This is a genomic window from Limnomicrobium aquaticum (assembly GCF_040545545.1).
Taxonomy (GTDB): domain Bacteria; phylum Pseudomonadota; class Alphaproteobacteria; order Rhizobiales; family Rhizobiaceae; genus Ensifer_A; species Ensifer_A aquaticum.
In genome coordinates this window covers 72,083-95,266 of the sequence record NZ_JBEPMB010000003.1, presented here as the reverse complement: position 1 = coordinate 95,266, position 23,184 = coordinate 72,083, and the positions used below count along the sequence as shown (strand labels likewise).

The 23,184-nt window shown below is 62.3% G+C and carries 24 protein-coding genes; 11 read left to right on the top strand and 13 right to left on the bottom strand.

What is annotated here, in order from left to right; all coding sequences use genetic code 11:
• Window positions 1–21 precede the first annotated feature (21 nt).
• The 3 genes from ABID16_RS12155 to ABID16_RS12145 are packed head-to-tail and all read left to right on the top strand — an operon-like array spanning window position 22 to window position 3,127.
• Complete coding sequence (locus tag ABID16_RS12155; protein ID WP_354556617.1) at window positions 22–1,044, top strand: SIS domain-containing protein; 1,023 nt, start codon at window positions 22–24, stop codon at window positions 1,042–1,044.
• Window positions 1,041–2,219 carry an N-acetylglucosamine-6-phosphate deacetylase gene (nagA, locus tag ABID16_RS12150; RefSeq protein WP_354556616.1) on the top strand — a complete coding sequence of 393 codons (1,179 nt, stop codon included), beginning with the start codon at window positions 1,041–1,043 and terminating at the stop codon, window positions 2,217–2,219. The genes ABID16_RS12155 and nagA overlap by 4 nt, the downstream gene beginning before the upstream one ends.
• A complete protein-coding gene (locus ABID16_RS12145) occupies window positions 2,216–3,127 on the top strand; it encodes an ROK family protein (protein WP_354556615.1) in 912 nt (303 codons plus the stop codon). The genes nagA and ABID16_RS12145 overlap by 4 nt, the downstream gene beginning before the upstream one ends.
• Here the strand turns inward: ABID16_RS12145 and ABID16_RS12140 are convergent.
• The 7 genes from ABID16_RS12140 to ABID16_RS12110 are packed head-to-tail and all read right to left on the bottom strand — an operon-like array spanning window position 3,119 to window position 10,626.
• Window positions 3,119–3,898 carry a copper homeostasis protein CutC gene (locus ABID16_RS12140; protein WP_354556614.1) on the bottom strand — a complete coding sequence of 260 codons (780 nt, stop codon included), beginning with the start codon at window positions 3,896–3,898 and terminating at the stop codon, window positions 3,119–3,121. The two genes, ABID16_RS12145 and ABID16_RS12140, sit on opposite strands and share 9 nt — an antisense overlap.
• Window positions 3,895–5,106: an MFS transporter gene (locus tag ABID16_RS12135; RefSeq protein ID WP_354556613.1), complete on the bottom strand. Its 1,212-nt coding sequence runs from the start codon at window positions 5,104–5,106 to the stop codon at window positions 3,895–3,897. The genes ABID16_RS12140 and ABID16_RS12135 overlap by 4 nt, the downstream gene beginning before the upstream one ends.
• A 27-nt stretch (window positions 5,107–5,133) precedes the next feature.
• Window positions 5,134–6,585: a M81 family metallopeptidase gene (locus ABID16_RS12130; RefSeq protein ID WP_354556612.1), complete on the bottom strand. Its 1,452-nt coding sequence runs from the start codon at window positions 6,583–6,585 to the stop codon at window positions 5,134–5,136.
• A 19-nt stretch (window positions 6,586–6,604) separates the two neighbouring features.
• Window positions 6,605–8,530, bottom strand: a complete 1,926-nt coding sequence (locus tag ABID16_RS12125) for a beta-N-acetylhexosaminidase (RefSeq protein WP_354556611.1) — start codon at window positions 8,528–8,530, stop codon at window positions 6,605–6,607.
• Window positions 8,531–8,565: 35 nt separating this feature from the next.
• Window positions 8,566–9,342 carry an SDR family oxidoreductase gene (locus ABID16_RS12120; RefSeq protein ID WP_354556610.1) on the bottom strand — a complete coding sequence of 259 codons (777 nt, stop codon included), beginning with the start codon at window positions 9,340–9,342 and terminating at the stop codon, window positions 8,566–8,568.
• A gap of 1 nt (window position 9,343) precedes the next feature.
• Window positions 9,344–10,207: a MurR/RpiR family transcriptional regulator gene (locus tag ABID16_RS12115; RefSeq protein WP_354556609.1), complete on the bottom strand. Its 864-nt coding sequence runs from the start codon at window positions 10,205–10,207 to the stop codon at window positions 9,344–9,346.
• Between the two features lie 32 nt (window positions 10,208–10,239).
• Window positions 10,240–10,626, bottom strand: coding sequence for a RidA family protein (locus tag ABID16_RS12110; protein ID WP_354556608.1), 387 nt, complete (start codon window positions 10,624–10,626; stop codon window positions 10,240–10,242).
• A 112-nt stretch (window positions 10,627–10,738) separates the two neighbouring features.
• On the opposite strand from ABID16_RS12110, the gene ABID16_RS12105 reads away from it, so the two are divergent.
• The 3 genes from ABID16_RS12105 (at window position 10,739) to ABID16_RS12095 (ending at window position 13,878) form a co-directional block, all read left to right on the top strand.
• A complete protein-coding gene (locus tag ABID16_RS12105) occupies window positions 10,739–11,230 on the top strand; it encodes a hypothetical protein (RefSeq protein ID WP_354556607.1) in 492 nt (163 codons plus the stop codon).
• Between the two features lie 88 nt (window positions 11,231–11,318).
• Window positions 11,319–12,788: a M81 family metallopeptidase gene (locus ABID16_RS12100; protein ID WP_354556606.1), complete on the top strand. Its 1,470-nt coding sequence runs from the start codon at window positions 11,319–11,321 to the stop codon at window positions 12,786–12,788.
• A 1-nt stretch (window position 12,789) separates the two neighbouring features.
• Complete coding sequence (locus ABID16_RS12095; protein WP_354556605.1) at window positions 12,790–13,878, top strand: D-TA family PLP-dependent enzyme; 1,089 nt, start codon at window positions 12,790–12,792, stop codon at window positions 13,876–13,878.
• 62 nt (window positions 13,879–13,940) lie between these two features.
• Here ABID16_RS12095 and ABID16_RS12090 read toward each other — a convergent pair whose 3' ends face one another.
• Window positions 13,941–14,339, bottom strand: coding sequence for a hypothetical protein (locus ABID16_RS12090; RefSeq protein WP_354556604.1), 399 nt, complete (start codon window positions 14,337–14,339; stop codon window positions 13,941–13,943).
• On the opposite strand from ABID16_RS12090, the gene ABID16_RS12085 reads away from it, so the two are divergent.
• From ABID16_RS12085 to ABID16_RS12075, 3 genes are all read left to right on the top strand, one after another.
• Window positions 14,325–15,923, top strand: a complete 1,599-nt coding sequence (locus tag ABID16_RS12085) for a sensor domain-containing diguanylate cyclase (RefSeq protein WP_354556603.1) — start codon at window positions 14,325–14,327, stop codon at window positions 15,921–15,923. The two genes, ABID16_RS12090 and ABID16_RS12085, sit on opposite strands and share 15 nt — an antisense overlap.
• 168 nt (window positions 15,924–16,091) lie before the next feature.
• Window positions 16,092–16,316, top strand: a complete 225-nt coding sequence (locus ABID16_RS12080; protein ID WP_354556602.1) for an antitoxin MazE-like protein — start codon at window positions 16,092–16,094, stop codon at window positions 16,314–16,316.
• Window positions 16,313–16,639: a type II toxin-antitoxin system PemK/MazF family toxin gene (locus ABID16_RS12075; protein ID WP_354556601.1), complete on the top strand. Its 327-nt coding sequence runs from the start codon at window positions 16,313–16,315 to the stop codon at window positions 16,637–16,639. Before ABID16_RS12080 ends, ABID16_RS12075 begins: the two co-directional genes overlap by 4 nt.
• Before the next feature lie 67 nt (window positions 16,640–16,706).
• Here the strand turns inward: ABID16_RS12075 and ABID16_RS12070 are convergent, their stop codons facing one another.
• The 5 genes from ABID16_RS12070 to ABID16_RS12050 are packed head-to-tail and all read right to left on the bottom strand — an operon-like array spanning window position 16,707 to window position 20,781.
• Entirely contained in the window at window positions 16,707–17,204 is a 498-nt protein-coding gene (locus tag ABID16_RS12070) for a GAF domain-containing protein (protein WP_354556600.1), read from the bottom strand.
• Window positions 17,205–17,221: 17 nt separating this feature from the next.
• A complete protein-coding gene (locus ABID16_RS12065; protein WP_354556599.1) occupies window positions 17,222–17,962 on the bottom strand; it encodes an ABC transporter ATP-binding protein in 741 nt (246 codons plus the stop codon).
• Complete coding sequence (locus tag ABID16_RS12060; protein WP_354556598.1) at window positions 17,959–18,795, bottom strand: ABC transporter ATP-binding protein; 837 nt, start codon at window positions 18,793–18,795, stop codon at window positions 17,959–17,961. Before ABID16_RS12060 ends, ABID16_RS12065 begins: the two co-directional genes overlap by 4 nt.
• Window positions 18,792–19,703, bottom strand: coding sequence for an ABC transporter permease (locus tag ABID16_RS12055; protein ID WP_354556597.1), 912 nt, complete (start codon window positions 19,701–19,703; stop codon window positions 18,792–18,794). Before ABID16_RS12055 ends, ABID16_RS12060 begins: the two co-directional genes overlap by 4 nt.
• A 4-nt stretch (window positions 19,704–19,707) precedes the next feature.
• The gene (locus tag ABID16_RS12050; RefSeq protein WP_435532413.1) at window positions 19,708–20,781 is read right to left on the bottom strand and encodes an ABC transporter permease; all 1,074 of its coding nucleotides are present in this window, start codon (window positions 20,779–20,781) and stop codon (window positions 19,708–19,710) included.
• A 102-nt stretch (window positions 20,782–20,883) separates the two neighbouring features.
• On the opposite strand from ABID16_RS12050, the gene ABID16_RS12045 reads away from it, so the two are divergent.
• Both ABID16_RS12045 and ABID16_RS12040 read left to right on the top strand, forming a co-directional pair.
• On the top strand, window positions 20,884–21,504 hold the full coding sequence (locus ABID16_RS12045; RefSeq protein WP_354556596.1) for a helix-turn-helix domain-containing protein: 621 nt from the start codon (window positions 20,884–20,886) through the stop codon (window positions 21,502–21,504).
• A 62-nt stretch (window positions 21,505–21,566) separates the two neighbouring features.
• On the top strand, window positions 21,567–23,159 hold the full coding sequence (locus ABID16_RS12040; protein WP_354556595.1) for an ABC transporter substrate-binding protein: 1,593 nt from the start codon (window positions 21,567–21,569) through the stop codon (window positions 23,157–23,159).
• Window positions 23,160–23,184 lie beyond the last annotated feature (25 nt).

The following is a 23,184-nucleotide window of genomic DNA, read 5'->3' as shown; positions in this document are numbered from 1 at the left end:
TGAACTGCAGAGATATTGCTCATGACATCGATAATGCGCCAGGAGATCAACGATATTCCGCGGGTGGCCGCCCGCCTGCTGGCCGACGCGGGCGAGAGGTTTGCCGACGCAGGGCGGCAGCTTCGTGAGCGCGATCCGGCCGTCGTCGTGACGATCGCGCGCGGCTCGTCGGACCATGCGGCGCATTTCCTGAAATACGCGATCGAACTGGAGCTTGGCATCCCCGTCGCGTCGGTCGGCCCGTCGCTGGGTTCCATCTTTGATGCGCCGCTGAAGCTGGAACGCGGTGCAGCCATTGCCATTTCCCAGTCGGGCGCGAGCCCGGATATCGTCTCGCTCGCCCGAACCGCTCAAAGCGGGGGTGCGCTGAGCCTCGCCCTGGTCAACACGGTTCCATCGCCGCTCGCCGAAGCCGTCTCCCTGCCCATCGACATCATGGCGGGACAGGAGATCGCGGTAGCGGCGACCAAATCATTCGCCAATTCGATCGTTGCCGGGCTGGCGCTGGTTGCCGCCTGGAGCGAAAAGCCGGCGCTGCGCGCGGCGGTGGAAGCTCTGCCCGAACAGCTCGAAAAGGCGCTGAGCCTTGACTGGAGCGGATTGGTCGAGCCGTTGCGCCACGCAGACTCGCTCTACATGCTGGGGCGAGGGCCGTCGCTGGCCATTGCCCTGGAAGCTGCGCTGAAATGCAAGGAAACCTGCGAGCTGCATGCGGAAGCCTATTCTTCAGCGGAAGTCCTGCACGGGCCGGTGTCGCTTGTGGCCGCGGACTTCCCCGTGCTGGCATTTGCCGCGCGCGACAAGGCCGAAACGTCGATCGCCGACACGGCCAGCAAGCTTTCCGCCAAGAAGGCTGCCGTCTATCTGACATCGTCGAAAGGCGAGGGGGTGCACCGCTTGCCGTTTATCGAGACCGGTCATCCGCTGACCGACGCCTTCGCTCTCATCGTTCCCTATTATGGCATGGTGGAGGCGCTGTCGCGGGCGCGGGGGTTCAACCCTGACAAGCCCGCGGCGCTCAAGAAGGTCACCGAAACGCAATGACCGCACCGTTTTCGCTCATCGGCGGTCGAATTTTCGAGGGCGAAGGCTTTGTCGAAGGCAAGGCGCTTCTGATCCGCGATGGCCGGATCGACTCAGTGGTTCCACAGACCGCCTTGCCGCAAGACATGCCGCGCGTCGAGGCATATGGCGCTCTGATCGTGCCCGGCTTCGTGGACCTGCAGGTCAATGGTGGCGGCGGCGTGCTGCTCAATAACGATCCGACCGTGGAAGGCATTGCCAGAATTTGCGCCGCCCATGCCCGTTTCGGCACCACGAGCCTGCTGCCAACCCTCATCACCGACCGGCCAGAGGTCCGCGACCGCGCGGTCAGCGCCGGAAGTCAGGCGCTGCATGACCGCGTTCCGGGCTTTCTGGGCTTGCATCTGGAAGGCCCGCATCTCTCGCTGGCCCGCAAGGGCACTCATGATCCGGCGCTCATCCGCCCGATGACCGACGGGGACCTGCAGTATCTGACGCGGGGCACAGCCGATTTCGGTCTCAAGCTGATCACCGTGGCGCCGGAAAACGTGACGGAACAGCAGGTTGCGGCCCTCGTCACGGCGGGCTATGTCGTGAGCCTTGGCCATACCGATGTCGGCGCAGACACTGCCGCGCGCTATTTTTCCGCCGGTGCCAGCATGGTCACCCATCTGTTCAACGCGATGAGCCAGCTCGGCAACCGCGAGCCGGGCGTCGTGGGTGCGGCGCTTGATGCCGGAACGGTCTCCTGTGGCCTGATTGCGGACGGCTTCCATGTCGATCCGGTTTCCATGAAGGTGGCGCTACGCGCGAAGCGAGGCCCCGGCCGCATCTTTCTCGTGACCGACGCCATGTCGACGATTGGAACGGACGAGACGGGTTTCGAGCTGAACGGAAGGCAGGTCTATCGCCGGGACGGCCGGCTGACGCTCGCCGACGGAACGCTGGCGGGCGCCGATATCGACATGCTCTCCTGCGTGCTCTTCGTCCACATGACGCTGGGATATCCGCTGGCAGAGGCGATCGCCATGGCGACGCTTTATCCTGCCGAGGCGGTGGGCGCCCGAACAAAGGGCCGGCTTGAACAGGGCATGGATGCCGATTTCATCCTTCTGACGGAGGACTTGGCGCTCCGCTCGACATGGATTGCCGGAGACTGCGTTTACGACACCGAGACAACTGGAGCGCATGCATGATTGTCTGCTTCGACATCGGTGGCACGGCCATCAAGGGTGCGGTGGCCTATTCCGCCGAAGATGTTCGCCCTTTCCCTCGTCAGCCGACTCCCATTGACGATTTCGATGCCTTTGTCGATATCCTCAAGGAGGTCATTGGTCAGGCTGATGGCCGCCCGGATTGTGTCGCATTGTCGATCACCGGCATCATCGAGCCGGACACGCAACGCGCCGTCGTGGCGAATGTGCCCTGCATCCACGGTCGTCCCCTGCAGGCCGATCTGGAAGCAGCGCTCGGACTTCCGGTGCTCGTCGCCAATGATGCCGACTGCTTCGTGCTGGCCGAAGCCGGCGCCGGCGCCGGTCGCGGTCATCATGTCGTCTTCGGTGTCATCCTCGGCACCGGCGTCGGGGGCGGGCTGGTCGTCGGCGGACGGCTGATCAATGCCGAGGGCGGATTTGCGGGAGAATGGGGCCATGGCCCTATCGCCGCGACCGAAGCCGGCCATCCTCCCGTCCATCTGCCACGTTTCCAATGCGGTTGCGGACAGAAGGGCTGTATCGATCCCATCTGCAGCGCGCGGGGCATGGAGAGGCTGCACCATCACCTCCACGACGAGACGTTGACCAGCGAGGACATCGTCAGGGCCTGGGAACGGGGCGACACGCGCGCGGCCCGCACCATGGAAGTTTATGTGGACGTGATTGCGTCGCCGCTGGCGCTGGTTGCCAATGTCACCGGCTGCACGATCATGCCGGTCGGCGGCGGATTGTCGAATGCGACGGCGCTACTGGCGGAGATCGATCGCGCGCTGCGCCAGCGCATCCTGCGTAAATTCGATCGCCCGCTTCTGGTGAAAGCGCAATGCGAGATCGAGCCGGGCCTTATCGGTGCGGCCGTCCTTGGCCTGAGCTATCGCTCAGGCTGAGCGGCGCACGCGGCTTTCGCTGAGCATTCGTTTCAGGCGTCTGACTGTATCTGTATCAGTCTGCAGCATCTGGCGTGCGGCAAAATGCAATTCGACCAGATGAGGATCCTGCTCCGGACCATTGACTGCGCAGGAGGCGTGGATTTCCGTGACGGAAAGTCTTTCCAGAAGGAGGCTCGCGGTCTCCGGCCGGACGCCGGAACCCGGCATGACCGAGATGCGGCCCCTTGACTGCTCGATCAGCGCAGCCAGTCTCTCGCATCCCTCGACAGCGGTCGCCTTTCCGCCCGACGTCAGAATGCGCGTGAACCCGAGCCCTATCGCGGTCTCCAGCGCGTCCCGCTGATCCGGGACCACATCGAAAGCGCGGTGCAGCGTGAGGTCGAGCCCTTCCGCATGCCGGCAAAGGGTGGCGAGAACGTCTGAATCCAGCGCGCCGTTCGACGCTGTCGCACCCAGAACCGCGCCGGAAAGTCCGGCCTGACGCACCGCATCGATCTCGCGCTTCATGATGTCCACTTCGTCGCCCGAGAAGCAGAAACCGCCGGCACGGGGGCGGATCATGGCAGAGACCTTAATCGGCTGGCGTCCGGCCCATTGCATGAAACCAACGGAGGGGGTCAGCCCACCCACCGACAGCGCGCTGCACAGTTCGATCCGGTCTGCGCCGCCTTCGATGGCAGCCCGAAGCCCTTCGGCGTTGTCGACGCAGATTTCCAGAAGACCGTCGTCCCCCTTCTGCGGTTCATGCGTTTGCTGTGCCCAAGTCATTGGTCGGCCTGCGCTCGCTTTCCATCGAGAAGGATCAGAAGGGCTACCCCGACAAGGCCGATCACCCCGCCGAGAATGGATGTAAAGCCATAATCGCCGATTCGCGTACCGATGGCGAATACGACCGCGCTGAGGCCCGCGCTCAGGAAAATGTTGACGGCAATCAGCGAGCTGCCGAGACCGGGGCGGTGGGCGATGAGGTTCTGGAGGTAGGTAATGGGAAGGCTGACAATGGCCGCCGCGGCAAAGCCGCTGAGCGGTGTCAGTGCGTAGGCCTGCCAGGTTTCGCTGACAAGGCCCTGCAGGGCCATATAGGCGATATAGAGCACCGCACCGATCGCTATCGCGTTGACCGGACGCATCCATCGATCGCTCATGCCCCAGAAGAGAATGAACACGATCTCCAGAAACGCGACGATCCCGATGATGAAACCGATATCACCCACGCTTCCGCCGGCCTTCAGGGAGATGATCAGTGGCCGCACGGCATCGTTGACGTGCAGCATGGAAAAGATGAGCGCGATGGCCATAACGCGCAAGAGCACCCGTGGCGCAGCGACTTCCTTGAGCGAGGCCAGCATCCGATAATTCGCATCCGCGTCGTCTTTCCGGCTAGCCGGGGCTGGCGGCAGGAACCAGAGAGCGAGAACGAAACAGACGAGAGCGGCCGAGGCTGCCCAGAGATAGGCCGGCAGCATGGAGGACGAGCCGGCAAGCGACACGCCAACCAGACCGGGCACGGCCACCCAGGCCAGCGAAATCGTGGCGCGCATGGTCGAGTTGACCGCAATCAGCTGCGTTGAGGACATAGCCTCGGATGCGGCTCGCACATTGGCGAAGATGAGGGAATTCAAGGCTCCGAACACCGGAAGCAGGCAGAGCTTGGCGACGACGAAGGCGGGCGCGCTCGCCGCGAAATAAACGAGCGCAAAGCCGGCGACACCGAACAGCGAGACATAGAGGATCGAAGAGCGGTAATCGCCGAGACGGTCTGCCAGAATACCCATCGTGACGCTGGCCACGACATTGACGACGGCGGCAGCGAACATGAGGACCGCATAGGCGCTGTTGCCCAGATGCATCTCCTTGATGCCGACAATGGAATCGTACGGGCTCGTCGCCGCCCCGGCGAAGCCGAAAAACAGCATGGCCGTGGCGCTGATGCGCAGGGCCGGATCCTTCAATGCCGAGAGAAAGGCGAAGCTCATGCAGTCATGCCTCGCCGGAGCCGCGATTTATTCATCGCGGCTCGCCCAGCGCGCCGAGGGCTGGGCCCCCGCGACGAAATCGAAATCCTTCTGGAACGGATAGGTCGGCACCTTGCGGCGATGGTTGGGTAGTTTCTCGATATCCTGATTGATGACCCCGTCGGTCAGCGCCATCAGATTGGGATTGGCGATCGGGGCAAGTTCCGGAGAGAGATAGCCGGATTTCACCACCAGAAGCCGAACCTTCTCAGGGTCGATGCCATGGCGCTGGAAGTCGGAAAGATTGTGATAGGGGCGCCGCTTGGCGGCCAGGATCACGGTGATCCCGCCCACGCTCACGACAGCCTGCCGATCCGCCGCGATGCCCGGATCATCGAGCCGCACGACCGTCACATCGGTCTCGACAAAGGGACTTGCGGGATCGAGCGAACCGCCGATCCTGATCCGCAATTGCGCGCCTTCGCCCGCCGCAAAGCAGGCGTCCACGGCGGGCCGGTCGGTGATGCCGCCAACCACCGCGCCCTCAAAGCCGCGCGCGATCAACGCCTTGAGCACATCGGCCCGGTCACCGACACCGCCGCCGGTCGGGTTATCGCCGGAATCGGCGAGCACGATGGGCCGGGTTTCGGTGCGGGCGACGATGGCCAGCATCTCCTCCAGCGGTCCCGTCACCGGGCCAAAGCAGAACTCCGCCCGGGCCTCCCAATAGGACATCGCAATCGCTTCCGCGACCTCTGCGGCGGCTGCCCGGTCGGCGGCGGTCACGACAGCACAGGCGGTCCCGCGCGGCTCGTCGGCCCAGACATAGCCCACCATGAGATTCGCATCCCAGATGCCCGGCAGGCGGTCGTAATCCGGCAATTTTGCGTAGAGGCTCTTCGCGGGCTCGTCTTCGGTAGAGGAGCGCTCGCCGGGCATGAGAACCGGCACCGGCGCCCAGACAACCCCCGGCTTCTCGCCCGTCGTCAACGTCCGCACCAGCATGGACCAGGCGCGCACCATGGTTTCGCGCACGTCGATATGCGGCGCAGTGCGATAGCCGGCGAAAATATCGAGCTGGTCGACAATCCGCTGCGTCACATTGCCGTGCAGATCGTAGCTTGCAGCCACCGGCACATCGGGGCCGACGACGGCGCGGGCGGCCGAAATCCAGTCGCCTTCCGCGTCCTCCATGCCCTCGACATGCATCGCGCCATGCATGGCGAGATAAAGCCCGTCAACGGGCAGGGCGGCTTGCAGCTTTTCCAGAAATTCCGCCTTGAACGCCTCATAGGTGTGGCGCGCCACCGGGCCACCGGGCACCGCGCGGGCATGCAGCAGGGGCAGATGTTCCAGCCCCTCGCCTTCGAGAAAATTGAAATACTCCGCGCTCAGAAGGTCGTTACCGCGCAGAACCCGGAAGTCCTCGGGTTGCATCAATACAGGCGACGACGTGGAGCACTCGGTATGAATGCCGCCAACGGCAATACGAAACGTCATGATGAAATTCCTTTTTCAATCAAAGGCGCGGCATGAGCGGTGCAACGGCGGCAAAGCGCAGCCAGTCCTTGCGCTCCTTCGGCGTCCATGCCGCTTCCGCCACAGCGCCAAGGCGCGGGAAGACGAGATGGTTGAAATAATCCCGGTTGAGAAAATGCTCGGACCAGATGCAGGCCTGCACGCCGCGCATCCGCGGCTTCAGCGCCTCGGGAAACTCGCCCACCGCCTCATAGGTGTAAGTGTGCTTCGGCGGTACGGTGCCGGCCCAACTCGCGCCCGGCTCCTGGAAGGCCTCATCCTGTACCATGTCGAGGTAATAGGCCTGGCCGGGTGTCATGACGACGTCATAGCCCTGACGGGCAAGCTCCACGCCCACTTCCGGCTTCTGCCAGGCCATCAGCAGGGTACCGTCCGGATCGACGCCGCCGCCATGGCTGACTTCATCCCATCCGGCCAGCTTGCGTCCGCGCTCGGCCAGCATTTTCTGAATGCGCTTCATGAAATGGCTCTGAAGGCCGAACGTGCCGTCGATGCCTTCCTTTTCCATGAGCTTCCGGGCCAGCGGCGAGGCCATCCATGTATTGGCCGCGACCTCGTCGCCTCCAATATGGATGAGCCTGGACGGGAAGAGCGCGACCATCTCGTCGAAGACCTTGCCGAGGAATTCATAGGTCTTTTCGATGGCGGGGTTGAGCGCGTTGTTGGGATAACCCTGGACCGAGCGATAGCTGTCCGGCGCTTCCTGTCCATCGACCAGTTCAGGCAGCGCCACAAGGATTGCGGTGCTGTGGCCGGGAATATCGATCTCCGGAACGACCTCGACGCTCAACACGCTCGCATGCGCAACGATCGCCCGCACCTCGTCCTGACTGTAAAATCCGCCGACAGGCTCCGCGCCATTGCCGAGCTGCGGCAACATGGGCTCATTCGGTCCGCGCAGAACGCCCGTTGTCGTCAGTTCCGGATAGGCCTTGATTTCCAGCCGCCAGGCTTCGTCATCGGTCAGGTGCCAATGGAAGACGTTCAGCCGCATCCAGGCCATGATGTCGATCAGGCGTGTGACGTCGGCCGCCGGATAGAACTGCCGCGAGACATCGAGATGACAGCCGCGCCAGCCATAGCGCGGCGCATCTTCAATCCAGCCCTTCGCCGGGAACCGGAATGTGGCCGGCGCTGTTCTCGAGCCATGCAGCAATTGCGCAAGCACGGTGAGACCGTATTGTCGGCCCGCACGACCGCCATAGGTCAGAACCACATCTTCGCCGAAGGCAAGCGTGAAGGCTTCCGCCGCAAGGCTCTCGTCCTGGGCAAAGCGGATCGCCTTGCCCTCATGCGCCGGCGTCAGCGCGAAGGGTTGATGGCCGATCTGGAACAGGCGGCGATAGAGAGCACCGACCGCCTGCATGGCCTGCCGGTCTTCAAGGCTCGCCCCGTCGGCAGGATAAAGCGCGACGGGAACGGTATCGCCGGCAGAAAGCTCGGCCGCCACCGGCCACGGCAGCAGGCTGAACGGCTCCCTCGCTTGCCCCTGCGGCATCAGCACAGGTGCGGGCTCGGCGGGACGCCCCGCCAGCAGCGTGTCGTCCACGCTCACATCAACATGACGACCGTCGGCCAGGGTAACATAGGCGGATTTCGCGCCGTCGGTACGATGACGGGCAGGCCGCCAGAGTGGAGCGACGGTGAAACGCCAGCTCCCGCCCGGCTCCAGCACAAAACCGGCCTCGGGCTTGTACTGATGGAAATTGGCGTTGCGGCTTAGGAACAGCGCATTCTCGCAACGCGGAACTTCGGAATCCTTGATGCGGGTCAACGACGTATAGGCCAGCTTGAAGCCGCTTAACGCCTCATTCGACAGGTTGATCAGCGTGAAGACGAAACGTCCGCAAGGGTCGCCGTCGACCGGCTCCCAGGCATTCTCAAGACGAAAAACTGCATCGGCCATATGGTTCCCCTTCCGGCTCTCAAGTCTCATTCGGTTCAATAGTGTTCGGATTGCGAGAAGGTGCGGGCAAGTTCCGCCTGCCCGGCAGTCAGGCCGCAATCGACCGGCAGGCATACGCCGGTGATCGCCTTTGCCTGATCACTTGCCAGGAAGAAGACGGCGTTGGCGACATCCTCGGCGGTGGCGATCCTTTGCAGCGCATACCAGCGTTTCGCTTCCTCGAAGACCTGCGGATTGGCGGCTGCCCGCGCCTCCCAGGCCTGAGTCCGCACTGTGCCGGGCGCGACCGAATTGGCGCGAATGCCAAACTTGCCATACTCGACCGCAACAAGCCGCGTGAAGTGAATGAGGCCTGCCTTCGCCGCGCTGTAGGCAGGATGCCCGAACACCGCCATGCCGTTCACCGAAGCAATGTTGATCAGCGAACCGCCGAGCTGCTTGAGGTCGTCTTCCAGCGCACGGAAGGTCAGAAAGGCCGCTTCCAGGTTCAGCGCTGCATCCTTGCGCCAGATATCCGCGTCGGTATCGTGCAAGCTGACGGCGCGCGCAGCGCCCGCGTTGTTGACCAGCGTGCGCACCGTGCCGAGAGCCGAAAGCGTCTTCGCCATCGCGCCGACACTGGCCGTATCCGTGACATCTGCCACCACCGGCACGAAGCGGTCGGCCGGCCCAAGATCGGCGGCCGCCTTGCGCACGGCTTCATCATCGATATCGACCAGGGCAACCCTGTCGTGGCTGTCGGCGAGGCGGGCGGCAATAGCCCGGCCGATATCGCCGGCCGCGCCTGTGACAACGGCAAGAGCGCTTTTCATGTCAGTCTCCGAGAACCTGGCGGTCGTCTTCGTCACGATGTTCGACCAGTTGTTGCTTGATATGGCGAAGCGTCACCGTGGAGAGCTTGCGGTTGCGATAGGCGACAAGGCTCGCGATCACATCCACAACGCCGAGATAGGCGAAACGCGTGGAGGTCGGACGAAAGATATTGTCGCCCTCCGGCAGATCGATGCCGATCACGAGTTCGGCCGCGCGGGCAACGGGGCTGTCGCTCTGGGTCAGCGCAATCGTCGCAATCCCGTTTTCGTGGGCCAGCGCGAAGCAGCGCGCAAGCTCCTGGTTTCGACCGGAAAAGGACGAGCCGATGATGACGTCGTTGTTGCCTGCAGCCGCCGTCAGCATCAGTTGCATATGGTGGTCGTTGCTGGCCGTAATGCGCGAACCGAGGCGGAAGAGGCGATTTTGCAACTCATTCGCGATCATCGACGAATTGCCGCCGGACCCGAAAGCATAGATCATTTCCGCGCGCGACAAACGGTCAGCCACCTTCTCCAGAACTGTCGGATCGAGCGCGCGATGCATCATAAAGAGCGCATTCTGCGCCTTGGTGATGACATCCTCGGCCACATCGGCCGGCTCCGTGCTCTTGGCTTCCGGATTGAGATAGCGCACACCGACAAAGGAGGTCTTGGCGAGATTGACCTTGAAATCGGAAAAGCTCTGGCAGCCCAGACGCCGGCAGAAACGCGTCACCGTCGGCGGCGACACCGCAGCGCGTTCGGCCAGCTCGGTAATGGAAGCGCCGACCGCAAAGTCGACGTCGCCCAGCAGGATATCCGCTATCCTCTGCTCGGAGGGCGAAAGCTGGGCCCGCTCCTCCTGTAATGTCGCGAAGATATCCATGACGCCCTCCGGGTTGCCGCGCGGGGCTGGCTTCAGGATTTCGGTTTGTAGGCAACGCAGTCGATCTCGACCTTGCAGTCCACCATCATCGCCGACTGCACGCAGGCGCGCGCCGGCGGATGCTCACCGAAATAGTCCTGGTAGATCCGGTTGAACGTCCAGAAATCACGCGGATCGTCGAGCCAGACGCCGCAGCGCACCACATGCTCAACGCCATAGCCCGCTTCTTTCAGGATCGCGATCAGATTGCCGATCGCCTTATGTGTCTGCTCGACAATGCCGCCGTTGATGATCTCGCCATTTTCCATGGCGACCTGACCCGACACGTGGAGCCATCCGTCGGCTTCGACCGCACGGGCAAAAGGCAGTTTCTGACCACCGGCACCGGCCTGCTCGGCACCATAGCGTTTGATCGACATAGGTCCTCTCATGCAAATTATTTTCTTCAATCATTGACAATGGACCATATTGAACGGATTTTGACCAGAGATTTTCGTCGATCATGAAAACTATTTAGATGAAAGGCCAAAAATGCGCGATCCGTTCAAGAATCCCTTTCCAGAGAGCGACGCTGCCCGACGCGCCATCTGGGAGATGCTGGTCCCGCGCGACATCGATGCATTCCTCGCAGCCGACTGGTCGATGGTGGAGCATGATTTCGTAGAGGAAGGCTTTCTCGGCGTTTCTGGCAACCGGGACCCGAACCCCGACAATTGGCGCCTCGCCTTTCCCAATCTGACCGCCTATCGGGACGAATGGCTGCGTCAGGCGCAGGACTTTCGAAAGCAGACCTATGGCGAGGACCCACGGGCTGCGATTTTCACCACGACGACGCTCAAAGAGATCGAAATCGAGGGAGAGACCGCGCTGGTTCGCAAGAAGTTCAACGGCGGCATCAAAAAATCCGACGGCGCGCTGGACGTGATGCAATGGCAGACGCTTTATTACTGTCGCTATCACGAAGGGCGCTGGAAAATCTCCGGCTTTACCGGCTATCTGCCGAACCCGATGGGTGTCCGGTAGAGCATTTTGCGCAATTCCGGACGGAAGGCGGTCACCGCTTTTCCGGGAGTTGCTCCAGCCACTGAACCTGTCAGCGAAAGACAAGACCTTGCGCATCTTCACCGCCGCCCTTGCAACAGAAACCAACACGTTCTCGCCCATCTGCATCGATCGGCGCGCGTTTGAGGAATCGTTGTATGCGCCTCCGGGACAGCATCCCGCGACACCGACACTGTGCACCGCACCAATCACCGTGGGGCGCAAGGTCTGTGCGGCGAAGGGCTGGACGCTGATCGAGGGAACCGCTGCATGGGCCGACCCCGCCGGGTTGATCAACCGCCAAGCCTATGAAAGCCTGCGCGACGAAATTCTCGATCAGTTGCGCGCGGCCATGCCGGTCGATGCCGTGGTCATGGGTCTGCACGGCGCCATGGTTGCCGACGGCTATCTCGACCCGGAAGGCGATCTTCTCACCCGCATCCGCGAGATCGTCGGGCCGGATATCCTGGTCTGTGCGGAACTTGATCCGCATAGCCATCTGACGGCCAAACGCGTCGCGGCCGCTGACTTCTTCGTCGTCTTCAAGGAATTCCCGCATACGGATTTCGTCGAGCGCGCCGAGGACCTCTGGAGAATTGCCGTCGATACGCTGGAGGGTCGCATTTCGCCCGTCATGTCGGTGTTCGACTGCCGGATGATCGACGTCTTTCCGACATCGCGCGAGCCCATGCGCTCCTTCGTCGACAATCTGTCGGCCATTGAGGCCGGCGACGAGGATGTGCTTTCACTCTCCGTCATTCACGGCTTCATGGCTGGCGATGTGCCGGAATTGGGAACGAAGATGATTGCCGTCACCAACGGCAAGCCGGAAAAGGGCGCCGCGCTGGCGCGAAAGCTCGGACTTGAGCTCTTCTCGAAACGTGGCACGTTCCTGATGCCGTCGATCGACGAAAGGCAAGCTGTTTCGCAGGCACTTGCGGCGTCCATGGGACCCGTGGTCATTGCCGACATGTGGGACAATCCGGGCGGCGGAACGGCGGGCGACGCCACCGTTGTCCTCGAAGAATTGCTGGCGCGCGGCGTCGAAAATGTCGCCATCGGCCTCATCTGGGACCCGATTGCGGTGCAGATCTGCATGGCGGCGGGCGAGGGTGCGGAGATCCCGCTGCGCTTCGGGGCGAAATCCGCGCCCGGAACCGGCAACCCGATCGATGGAACGGTCAGGGTGGTCAGGCTTCAGCGGAATGCCGAAATGCGCTTCGGCGACAGTATCGCGCCGTTTGGTGATGCCGCGCATATTCACTATCGCGGCATCGATATCGTGCTCGGCAGCGTCCGGGTGCAGAGCTACGACCCCTCGCTTTTCACCGCTCTCGGGATAGACCCGACAGCGAAACGCATCCTCGTCATCAAATCCACCAATCACTTCTATGCGGCGTTTTCGAAGATCGCGAGCGAAATCCTCTATTGCTCGGCAGGCACGCCCTATCCCAACAACCCCGCAACCAATCCCTATAAGCGCGTGCGCCGGGACATCTGGCCGATCATGGACAATCCGCACGCAGATGAGGCTGCCTGACATGACACCTCCGCGCCCGCATGCCGGCGACGCCGTTCTGAACCTTTCCACGCCGCTGCCCGTGATCGATGAGGACAGGCTGGCCGGCAACATCAAACGCGTTCAGGACTACATGTCAGCGCATAATCTGGCCTTCCGTCCGCATATCAAGACGCACAAGATCCCCGCCCTTGCCGCACAACAGGTTGCAGCCGGCGCAACGGGCATCAACTGTCAGAAGATCACCGAGGCAGAGGTCTTCGCCGATGCAGGCTTTCAGGACATCCTGATCACATTCAACATCCTCGGGGCCGAAAAGCACACGCGGCTCGCCGCCCTGAACGAGCGTATATCCGGTCTCAAGGTTGTGGCCGACAGTCTTGAGACCGTGCGAGGTCTCGCCGACCATTTCGCCGGCCACAAACCATTGACCGTACTGGTCGAATGCGACACCGGCGGCGGGCGCTGCGGCGTGCAGACACCGGAAGATGCCGTCGTCCTTTCGCACGCCATCGTCAGCAGCGACGGCCTGCAGTTCGGCGGGCTGATGACCTATCCGAGGCCGCACGGAGAAGCCGCCGTGGAGCAATTCTTCACCGCCACGATCGCAGCTCTCGCGAAAGACGGGATTGCATGCCCCATCCGTTCGAATGGTGGGACGCCGAGCCTGTTTTCGGCCCATCTCGTGCCATCGGCGACCGAACATCGCGCCGGCACCTATATCTACAATGACCGCTCGATGGTGCGCGCCGGCCATTGCTCACTGGACGACTGCGCCATGCATATTCTGGCAACGGTCGTGTCACGACCAACGCCTGACCGCGCCATCCTCGATGCCGGCTCCAAGGCTCTCACCTCGGACCTTCTCGGATTTTCGGACTATGGTCTGATCGTTGGCTATCCCGAGGCCGTCATCACCGGCATTTCGGAAGAGCATGCCACGGTCGATCTGTCGAAGATCGTGGGCGTGCGACCGGAGATCGGCGAAAAGATCCGCATCGTACCCAATCACACCTGCGTCGTCTCCAATCTCTTCGACATCATGACCTTCCATCGCAATGGCGTCGTGACAAGAGTGGAAGACGTGGCAGCGCGGGGGCTGGTCTGGTAGCTGAAACCCGCCCGCGATCGAACCTGCCGCGCGTCCTTTTAGAGCGGATGGCCGGGCGATAATCAGGTTGCAACCGCCAGCGAACTTAGTGGCCTCTCTATATGTGTTCTTAACTTTCGTATGGCTTGTGTTTCACCCAAAGGATGAAGCCATAAGCGGATACAATGGACGCAAAAAGTACAATTCTTAAAAAGACCCTCTATGGCGCTGTCCTGCGTATCTCTATAGTTTCCCTGATTGTTGCCGCTTGCTCGTATTACATTAATATCCATACGATCCGAAAAGGTGTCCGGCGACAGCTGGAGCTTACGGCGGCGCAGGTTGCCCAGAGAGAGAACCTGCAGTTCCTGGGGATCGTGGGTCGCCTTCGAACCTTCGTCTCGGATTTCCATGCCGAATATGACGGCAAGAGCCGCCATCGGCAGCTCGTTTCCGAATTTGATGACGTGTTCTATCGGCATGAAGACGGTTCCTATACGCAGCGTCCGGGCGTGTTCGAAGGTGAGCCGCTTGCGGACGGGCGCCGGTACAAGGGCATGTCCGCAACCTATGCGCCCGACGTTTCGCCCAATGACGACGTCAAGGCACGGTTTGCGTTGTCGTTCGAGCTGGCCTTCAAATACGGATCGAGCAGCAGGGGCGAAATTTTCAATTTCTACGGCGTCGTTCCGGAGAAGGGGTTTCCGATCTACCAGTCTGTCGATGTGGGCAAGGCTTTCACCTATTCCGGTCCGGACGCTCTGAAACTGGAGACTTTCGAATTCTATACGCGCGGCTTCGACGAGCGCGAAAAGGACCCGTTCTTCACCAAGATGTATTGGGACTCGTCCAACAATGGCTGGATGGTGACGGTTGCGGTGCCCGATGCTAGCGCGCAGCCGGGGCGGAGGGTGATCCTCGCCTGTTCCGATGTTCTGCTCGATGAACTCATGCGTCGCGTTGCCAGCCCACCCATCAAGGGCAGCTATGGGTCGCTGTTCATGGCGGATGCCGACGGAACGCTCATTTTTGAGCGCGACCATCTGGCAGATATCAAAACCAGTGAAGGCAGCGCTTCGATCAAGTCGCTGGGGCTCGTGCAGTCGGTCCCGCTCCTGAAGGCATCAAGAGGCCTCGGCCCGGACGAGGTCAAGCTGGTTGAAACGGATCGCGAAATCGTTGCCGTGACCACCCTTGCTTCGACGCCCTGGATTTTGGCTATTCACTACCCGCTCGAGCTCATGCGGCCTGCCGTGCTGCAGAATTTCGCCATCGTGATCGCGACAGGCCTTCTGACGCTGCTGGTGGAACTGTTCATCATCCGGTCGGTCCTGATCAAGCAGGTCAGCCAGCCGCTGGAGAGGCTTATCAGGGCCGTCAATCTGGTAGGCAAGTCGCAAGGGAGCCTCGATGCCGGCGATCTTCCGACAGCCTCTCAGGACGAGATCGGACAACTCGCCCGCGACTTCCAGATGATGGCGACGCGCGTGCAGGAGGGCCGCCTCCGGCTGGAGGAGAAGGTTCAGGAGAGAACGGAACGGTTGCAGGAGGCAAACGACCGGCTGGTCGAACTGAGCATCACGGATCCGTTGACGGGCGTCGCCAACCGCCGCCGGTTTGACGCGGTGCTGGAGGCAGAGTGGAGCCGAGCGCAGAGAAGCGGGTCCAGTCTCACTCTTGCCATGCTGGATGTCGACTATTTCAAGAACTTCAACGACGGCTATGGGCACATTGCCGGTGATGAATGCCTGAGAAGGATTGCGGATTTGCTGAAGGAGGTCCTGCCTGGCAGCGCAGGCCTCGTCGCACGATACGGCGGTGAAGAGTTCGTGCTGCTTCTGGCAGATGCGGCGGAAAGCGGCAGCCTGATCGCGAGCATCCAGGAAAAGCTCAAGGCGCTCGCCCTGCCGCATTCAGGTTCGCCCTTCGGCACCGTGACGGTTAGTATCGGGTGGGCAACGATGACTCCAACGGATGCCTCGGTGGCCGCATCGCTTGTAGAACTGGCCGACAAGGCGCTCTACGCCGCCAAGAATGCGGGTCGCAACAGATCGATCAAGGCGTAGATCGCAACCTCGGGAAGGCGGATGCGGCACGCCGGATCGAAAGTGCCACAGACATGAGCGCTGATGTTGTGTCATTCGCGCATCCAATTGAACGCGCCGCGCCGCAGAAACAAATCGCCAGGATAAAAATCCTCTGGTAAGGTAGCGCGCAACCAATTGGAGTCAGACATGCCACGGTCCAAGCGCATCGAAGACGGACTGACCAAGTTTCAACGCTACCGCCGGCAACAACAGCATCGGGGCATGAAGCAGTTGCGTATCTGGGTGCCAGATCCAAATCAACCGGAGTTCATTGAGGAGGCCAGACGGCAGGGCTTGTCTTTGCGCGGCCGGCCGGAAGAAGCGGAAGCACTGGAGTTCATTGCCGCCGCTGTTGAATGGCCTGAAACGTGAAAAGGGGCGACCTTATCACTGTCGCCCCACAGGGGGACTACGGCAAGCCGCGCCCGGCAGTTGTCATCCAATCAGACTCACTCGATGCCGCAGACAGTGTTCTTGTGGTGTTGCTGACCAGCGCGCTGGCGGACGCTCCCTTCTACCGGCTCATCGTCGAGCCGTCGGCCGGCAACGGATTGAAAAGCACGTCGCAGATCATGGTGGATAAGATTCTGGCCTATCCGCGCGCCAAATGCGGTCCCGTTATCGGCCATCTGGCAGACAAAGACATATTGGTCCTGAACAACATGCTCTCCGTCATGATAGGCCTCGCCGACTGACAGAACGACAAGTTCGCGGCCACCTTTGAGTGGCCGGCGCGCTTGCGGATGGCGCGCACATGACCGCTCAGAGCCTTCCAGCCACCATGAAGGCGAGCTTGGCCGGGATGTTGAGGAGGCTTGTCGCCCGCTCGACGCGTTCGGGCGTATAGTGATGCGCTACGTCGAGGCAGTTGACGGTGCCCAGCATCTCGCCGCCGATATAGACCGGCAGGTTGATGACGGATTCGCAGCCAAGCGACTTGATCAGTTCATGATCCGGAAACACCTTGGCGATGTCCTCGATCGTGTTGGCGACGAAGGCGCGGCGTTCGCCGTGGACGATGTCGAACCACTCGTTGCGATGCGTCGGCTTGGTGCCGGAGGCGGGGTAGCTCACCGGATCGGACGTATAGGCGCGGCGCGCAAGGCCGGCTTTCATGTCGGAGAGCATGACGGTGAAGAGTTTTGCGCCGATGACCTCGCGCACCAGCGTCTGCAGCGCGAGCCAGGGTGCGTCGCCCGTCGTGTCGGCGGCAATCGCGCGGTCGAAATCCGCAAGCGCTGCGGTGTAATCCTTGTTCATGGGTATTCTCCGAATGGTCAGACGGCTGGAGGGGCAGAGAGCCGCAAAAGCTCCCGGCTGTATTCGTTCTGCAAATGCCCCTTTTTCAGGTTTTCGGCATCGGCGGTTTCCACGATCCGCCCGCCGCGCATGACGGCAAGACGGTCGCAAAGGAAGGAAACGATGGGCAGGTTGTGGGTGACCATCAGATAGGTCAGCCCGCGCTCGCGCCGCAGTCGCTTCAGAAGGTTGAGGATTTCGGCCTGCACCGAGACGTCGAGCGCCGAGGTCGGCTCGTCGAGCAACAGCACCTTCGGCTCGACGATCAGCGCGCGGGCAATGGCGACACGCTGACGCTGGCCGCCGGAAAGCTGGTGCGGATAGCGGAAGCGGAAACGGTTATCGAGGCCGACATCCTTGAGGATGGCGACGATGCGCTCGTTGTGGTCGGAAAGACCCTGAATGTTCAGCGGCTCCATCAGCGTCGCGTCCACCGTCTTGCGCGGATGCAGCGAGCCGTAAGGATCCTGGAACACCATCTGGCAGGTGCGGGCAAAATCGGCATCGATGCCGTGGCTGCGGGCCTTGCCGAAGATCTCGATCGTGCCGCGCCATTCGGGCGCGAGGCCCGCAATCGCCTTCAGCACGGTCGACTTGCCCGAGCCGCTTTCGCCGACGAGAGCGAAGCTGCCGCCTTCCTCGACGTCGATACTCACATTGTGGGTGATCTGCGTCTCGCCATAGGAGACGTCGAGGTTTTCAATGTGGATCGCGGTCATGCGGCGCTCCAGGTCGTTCGGTCGATGACGGGGAGTTCGTCGCGCGTCTCATCGAGCCGCGGCTGGGCGGCGAGCAGGCCGCGCGTATACGGATGCTGCGCATTCTTCAGTTCCGAAGCGGCGCAATCCTCGACGACGCGGCCGCCATTCATCACCAGCACGCGGTCGCAATAATGGGCGACGAGATTGAGGTCGTGGCTGATCAGGATGAGGCCCATGCCCTTGTTGCGCACGAGGTCATCGATGATGTCGAGAACCTGGGCCTGCACCGAGACATCGAGCGCCGAGGTCGGCTCGTCGGCGATCAGGATATCCGGTTCGGGAATGAGCATCATGGCGATCATCACGCGCTGGCCCATGCCGCCGGAAATCTCGTGCGGGTAAAGGCCGGTGACGCGATCCGGATCGTTGATGCGCACGGCCTCCAGCATGGCCCGCACGCGCGCGGCGATCTCGCGGCGGGGCAGGCGCTTGTGGGCGACGAGGGCTTCGGCAATCTGCTCTCCGACCGTCATGACAGGGTTCAGTGAGAATTTCGGGTCCTGCATGACCATGGAAATGCGGGCGCCGCGGATCTTGCGCATGGCCCTGTCGCCCTGCTTGAGAAGATCGATGCCATCGAATTCCAGCCGCGTGGCGCTGACCTTGCCGGGTGCGCGGACGAGGCCGAGGATGGAGCGGCCGGTCATGGACTTGCCCGAGCCGCTTTCGCCGACAATGCCGAGCCGCTCGCGGCCAAGCTCGAAAGACAGGCCCTTGACCACATCCACCGGGCCGGAGGGGCTGGGGAAGGTGACTTTCAGGTTTTCCACGGCAAGAAGGGGCGCGCTCAATGCTTTTCTCCGCTCTTGGGGTCGAGGACGTCGCGCAAGCCGTCGCCGAGGAAGCAGAAGCCGAGGCTGACGACGATGATGGCGAAGCCCGGCATGGTGGCGACCCACCACTGGTCGAGGATGAAGGTGCGGCCGCGCGCGATCATCGCGCCCCATTCGGGCAGCGGCGGCTGCGCGCCAAGACCGATGAAGCCGAGGCCGGCGGCCGTGAGGATGATGCCCGCCATGTCGAGCGTGACGCGGACGATCATCGAGGAGGTGCAGAGCGGCAGGATATGGCCGATGACGATGCGGAGACTCGACGCGCCCTGCAACCGGCTCGCGGCGATGAAATCGGCATTCTTGAAGGTCAGCGTTTCGGCGCGCGCGATGCGGGCATAGCTCGGCCAGGAGGTGACGGCGATGGCGAGAATGGCGTTCTCGATGCCGGGGCCAAGCGCCGCGACGAGTGCGAGCGCCAGAATGAGCTTCGGCATGGAGAGGAAGATGTCGGTGATGCCCATCAGCACGCGATCGACCCAGCCGCCGAGATAGCCGGCGGCGGCCCCGATCAGCAGGCCGGCGGGGGCGGCGAGAACCGCGACCAGAATGACGATGGCCAGCGTGATGCGCGCGCCGAAGACCACGCGGGACCAGATGTCGCGGCCAAGCTCGTCCGTGCCCATCCAGTTGGCGGCACTTGGCGGACGCAGGCGCGCATAGGTGTCCTGCGCAATCGGGTCATGTGTCGCGATCCACGGCGCGAAGGCCGCCATGGCGATCAGCGCCAGCACGATGACGAGGCCGACCATGGCCAGCGCATTGCCGCGAAAGGCGAGCGAAATGCGAAAGATGCGGCCGAAGCGGGCCTGATTGCGCGAGGCGGGGCTTTCATCGAGAAGCCAGTTGCGCATATCGGTAAAGGCCATCGGATTACCTCGCGCGCGGGTCGAGGACGTCATAAAGCGCGTCGCTCAGCTTGTTGATGAAAATGAAGACCATGCCGATCAGCAGCGTCGCGCCGAGCACGGCGGCCATGTCGGCATTCAGTAGCGCGACCGTCAGGTAGTTGCCGATGCCCGGCCAGGAGAAGATCGTCTCGATCATCACCGAGCCTTCGAGAAGGGCGGCATAGGAGAGCGCGCAGACGGTGATCAGCGGCACGAGGATCGGGCGGAAGGCATGACGCCAGAGGACAACGCGCTCCGGTAGACCCTTGACGCGGGCGGTGGTGATATATTCCTGGTTCAACTGGTCGAGCATGAAGGAACGCGTCATCCGGGCGATATAGGCAAGGCTGAAAAAGCCGAGAATGCTTGCCGGCAGCACGAGATGGCCGATGGCATTGAAGAAGATATCCGTTTCGCCGGCGAGAAGGCTGTCGACCAGCATCAGGCCGGTCACCGGCGTGACGAGACCGTCATAGGCGATGTCGACGCGGCCGGGTCCATCCACCCATTGCAGGCGGGCATAAAAGACCGCAAGCCCGACAAGCCCGAGCCAGAAGGCCGGGATGGCATAGCCGGCAAGGCCGACGACGCGAATGATCTGGTCGGTCCAGCTGCCCTGACGGGCCGCGGCATGAACGCCCATGGGGACGCCCAGCGCAATGCCGATGAGAATGCCGAGCGTCGCCATCTCCAGCGTCGCAGGGAAGACTTCCTTCAGATCCTGCAGCACCGGCCGGCCGGTCGAGACCGACATGCCCAGATCGCCGGTGGCAACCGCCTTCACATAATTCACGAATTGCACGATCAGCGGCTTGTCGAGGCCAAGCTGCACGCGGGCCGCCTCATAGACGGCCTTCGGCGCACGGTCGCCGACGACGGCGAGCGCCGGATCGATCGGAACGACACGGCCGATGAAGAAGGTGATGGCGATGAGACCCAGCAGCGTCACGATCAGCGACAGCGCTATGCCGCCGAGGTGAAACGCCGCCTTCCTGGTGCGCTTGGCCCCGGAACCACGCTTCGGCGCGGTCTCAGGGAAGGGGGTGTCTGTCGCCACGCACGGCCTCCTCGGCTAAAAAAATTTTAGTTCCAGTAAAATTCTGCTTGGAACATACAAATAATTTTGCTTTCATCAAACAAATTTTACTGGTTCCGGATGATGACTGCTTCACCGCTCGCGCTGACCACACAAGAACCACAGAAGCCGAAGGTCGGCGCGCTGATCCGCGCCCGGCGGCAGCAACTGCAATTGACGCTGCGCGACATCTGCGAGGCGGCCGGCATCACGCCCGGTTATCTGAGCCAGGTGGAGCGCGATCTCGCCACGCCCTCGCTCGGCACGCTGGCGCAGATCGCCCACAGCCTCAATGTCGGTGTCGACTACTTCATCGCCTCGCCCGGCGCCGACGACGCGCTGACCCGCCATGGCGAGCGGGAGACCTTTTCGGTGCCCGGTTCCGAGGTGATCTATGAGCGCGTGGCAGCCGACTTTGCCGGCAACCAGCTCTCGTCCTTCGTGCTGAACATTCCGCCGGGCTTTCATTCCGAAACCGTGAGCCACGAAGGCGAGGAACTTCTCTTCGTGCTGGAAGGCAAGCTGACCCAGATGCTCGACGGTGCGGAATACATCATGCGGCCCGGCGACAGCCTGCATTTTCGCGGCAACCGCCCGCATGCCTGGTGGAACGACACGAACGAGACGGTGCGCGTGCTCTGGACCGGCACCGTTCCCGTCTACCGCACCAACCCGCCGAAAGTCGGCGGACAGAAATCCGACTGACCCCGAACCACACCAAGCCCGAACCAGAACAAGAATGTCCTGAGACAGAGGAGAACGAGACCATGAAACATTTCCACGCAGCCCTTTTTGCCGCCACGGCACTGATGCCGCTGACGGCCTTGCAGGCCTATGCCGCCACGCCGAAGGATACGCTCGTCGTGGCCGAAAACATCGACGACATCGTCAGCATCGACCCGGCCGAGGCCTATGAATTCTCGTCCGGCGAATATGTCACCCAGACCTATGACCGCCTGGTGCAGTATGACGCGACCGACCTGCAGAAGCTGTCGTCCGGTCTTGCGACGTCCTGGAAGGCCGACGATGCGGCCAAGACGATCACCTTCACGCTGCGCGATGGCGTCAAGTTCTCCTCCGGCAATCCGCTGCGCGCCGAAGACGTCGTCTATTCCTTCAAGCGCGTCATCAAGCTGAACAAGGCGCCGGCCTTCCTGCTGACCCAGCTCGGCTGGACCGCCGACAATTTCGACAGCATGGTCAAGGCGGACGGCAAGACGGTTGTCGTCAAATATTCGGGCGACTTCTCGTCCGCCTTCGTGCTGAACGTTCTGGCCTCGCGCCCGGCCTCCATCGTGGACGGCAAGACCGTTGAAGCCAACGACAAGGGCGGCGATCTCGGCAATGCCTGGCTGAAGGCCAATTCGGCCGGCACCGGCCCGTTCGTGCTCAAGGCGTTCAAGCCCGGCCAGTTGCTCAACCTTGCCGCCAACCCGTCCTATTTCGCCGGTGCGCCGGCGGTGAAGTCTGTCGCCATTCGCCACGTTGCGGAGTCCGCCACCCAGCAGCTGATGCTGAAGTCGGGCGATGTCGATATCGCCAAGAACCTGACGCCGGACCAGATCGCGGCCGTGCAGACCACCGGCACGTTCAAGATCGAGACCTATCCGCAGGCCGCCGTCCACTTCCTCAGCCTCAACCAGAAGGACAAGGATCTGACCAACCCGGCCGTGTGGGAAGCCGCACGCTACCTCGTCGACTACAAGGGCATGACGGACACGATCCTGAAGGGCCAGATGGAAATCCACCAGGCCTTCTGGCCGAAGGGCTTCCCCGGCGCGCTGAACGCCACGCCCTACACCTACGATCCGGACAAGGCCAAGAAGATACTGGCCGATGCCGGCGTCAAGACGCCGATCACGGCAACGCTCGATGTCATCAATTCTTCGCCCTTCACCGATATGGCGCAGGCGCTGCAGGCAAGCTTCGCCAAGGGCGGCATCGACTTCAAGATCGTCCCCGGCACGGGCTCGCAGGTCATCACCAAGTATCGCGCCCGCACGCATGAAGCCATGCTGCTCTATTGGGGCCCTGACTTCATGGACCCGGATTCCAATGCGGCCGCCTTCGCCTACAATGCCGACAACAGCGACGGCCACTACCAGTCGACCACGACCTGGCGCAACGCCTGGGCGGTTCCGGACGATCTGAACAAGGCGACGCTCGCCGCCCGCGCCGAAGCCGATCCGGCAAAGCGCGACGCGATGTATGTCGAGCTGCAGAAGAAGGTGCAGACCAGCTCGCCGATCATCCTGATGTTCCAGGCCGCAGCACAGGTCGCCATGGCCAAGAACGTTTCGGGCTATGTCAACGGCGCGCTGCCCGACTTCGTCTTCTACCGTCTGGTCAAGAAGGACTGACGATCCCTGATATGTGAGGCCGCCG

What these genes read in the sequence shown, in the direction of transcription:
- ABID16_RS12055 (WP_354556597.1), bottom strand. Translation starts at nt 19,703, where the DNA reads ATGGCCTTTACCGATATGCGCAACTGGCTTCTCGATGAAAGCCCCGCC.
- ABID16_RS12070 (WP_354556600.1), bottom strand. Translation starts at nt 17,204, where the DNA reads ATGAACAAGGATTACACCGCAGCGCTTGCGGATTTCGACCGCGCGATT.
- ABID16_RS12125 (WP_354556611.1), bottom strand. Translation starts at nt 8,530, where the DNA reads ATGGCCGATGCAGTTTTTCGTCTTGAGAATGCCTGGGAGCCGGTCGAC.
- ABID16_RS12145 (WP_354556615.1), top strand. Translation starts at nt 2,216, where the DNA reads ATGATTGTCTGCTTCGACATCGGTGGCACGGCCATCAAGGGTGCGGTG.
- ABID16_RS12090 (WP_354556604.1), bottom strand. Translation starts at nt 14,339, where the DNA reads ATGCCGATAGAACACGTCATCAAATTCGGAAACGAGCTGCCGATGGCG.
- ABID16_RS12120 (WP_354556610.1), bottom strand. Translation starts at nt 9,342, where the DNA reads ATGAAAAGCGCTCTTGCCGTTGTCACAGGCGCGGCCGGCGATATCGGC.
- ABID16_RS12105 (WP_354556607.1), top strand. Translation starts at nt 10,739, where the DNA reads ATGCGCGATCCGTTCAAGAATCCCTTTCCAGAGAGCGACGCTGCCCGA.
- nagA (WP_354556616.1), top strand. Translation starts at nt 1,041, where the DNA reads ATGACCGCACCGTTTTCGCTCATCGGCGGTCGAATTTTCGAGGGCGAA.
- ABID16_RS12130 (WP_354556612.1), bottom strand. Translation starts at nt 6,585, where the DNA reads ATGACGTTTCGTATTGCCGTTGGCGGCATTCATACCGAGTGCTCCACG.
- ABID16_RS12065 (WP_354556599.1), bottom strand. Translation starts at nt 17,962, where the DNA reads ATGACCGCGATCCACATTGAAAACCTCGACGTCTCCTATGGCGAGACG.
- ABID16_RS12080 (WP_354556602.1), top strand. Translation starts at nt 16,092, where the DNA reads ATGCCACGGTCCAAGCGCATCGAAGACGGACTGACCAAGTTTCAACGC.
- ABID16_RS12115 (WP_354556609.1), bottom strand. Translation starts at nt 10,207, where the DNA reads ATGGATATCTTCGCGACATTACAGGAGGAGCGGGCCCAGCTTTCGCCC.
- ABID16_RS12095 (WP_354556605.1), top strand. Translation starts at nt 12,790, where the DNA reads ATGACACCTCCGCGCCCGCATGCCGGCGACGCCGTTCTGAACCTTTCC.
- ABID16_RS12110 (WP_354556608.1), bottom strand. Translation starts at nt 10,626, where the DNA reads ATGTCGATCAAACGCTATGGTGCCGAGCAGGCCGGTGCCGGTGGTCAG.
- ABID16_RS12140 (WP_354556614.1), bottom strand. Translation starts at nt 3,898, where the DNA reads ATGACTTGGGCACAGCAAACGCATGAACCGCAGAAGGGGGACGACGGT.
- ABID16_RS12045 (WP_354556596.1), top strand. Translation starts at nt 20,884, where the DNA reads ATGACTGCTTCACCGCTCGCGCTGACCACACAAGAACCACAGAAGCCG.
- ABID16_RS12155 (WP_354556617.1), top strand. Translation starts at nt 22, where the DNA reads ATGACATCGATAATGCGCCAGGAGATCAACGATATTCCGCGGGTGGCC.
- ABID16_RS12040 (WP_354556595.1), top strand. Translation starts at nt 21,567, where the DNA reads ATGAAACATTTCCACGCAGCCCTTTTTGCCGCCACGGCACTGATGCCG.
- ABID16_RS12135 (WP_354556613.1), bottom strand. Translation starts at nt 5,106, where the DNA reads ATGAGCTTCGCCTTTCTCTCGGCATTGAAGGATCCGGCCCTGCGCATC.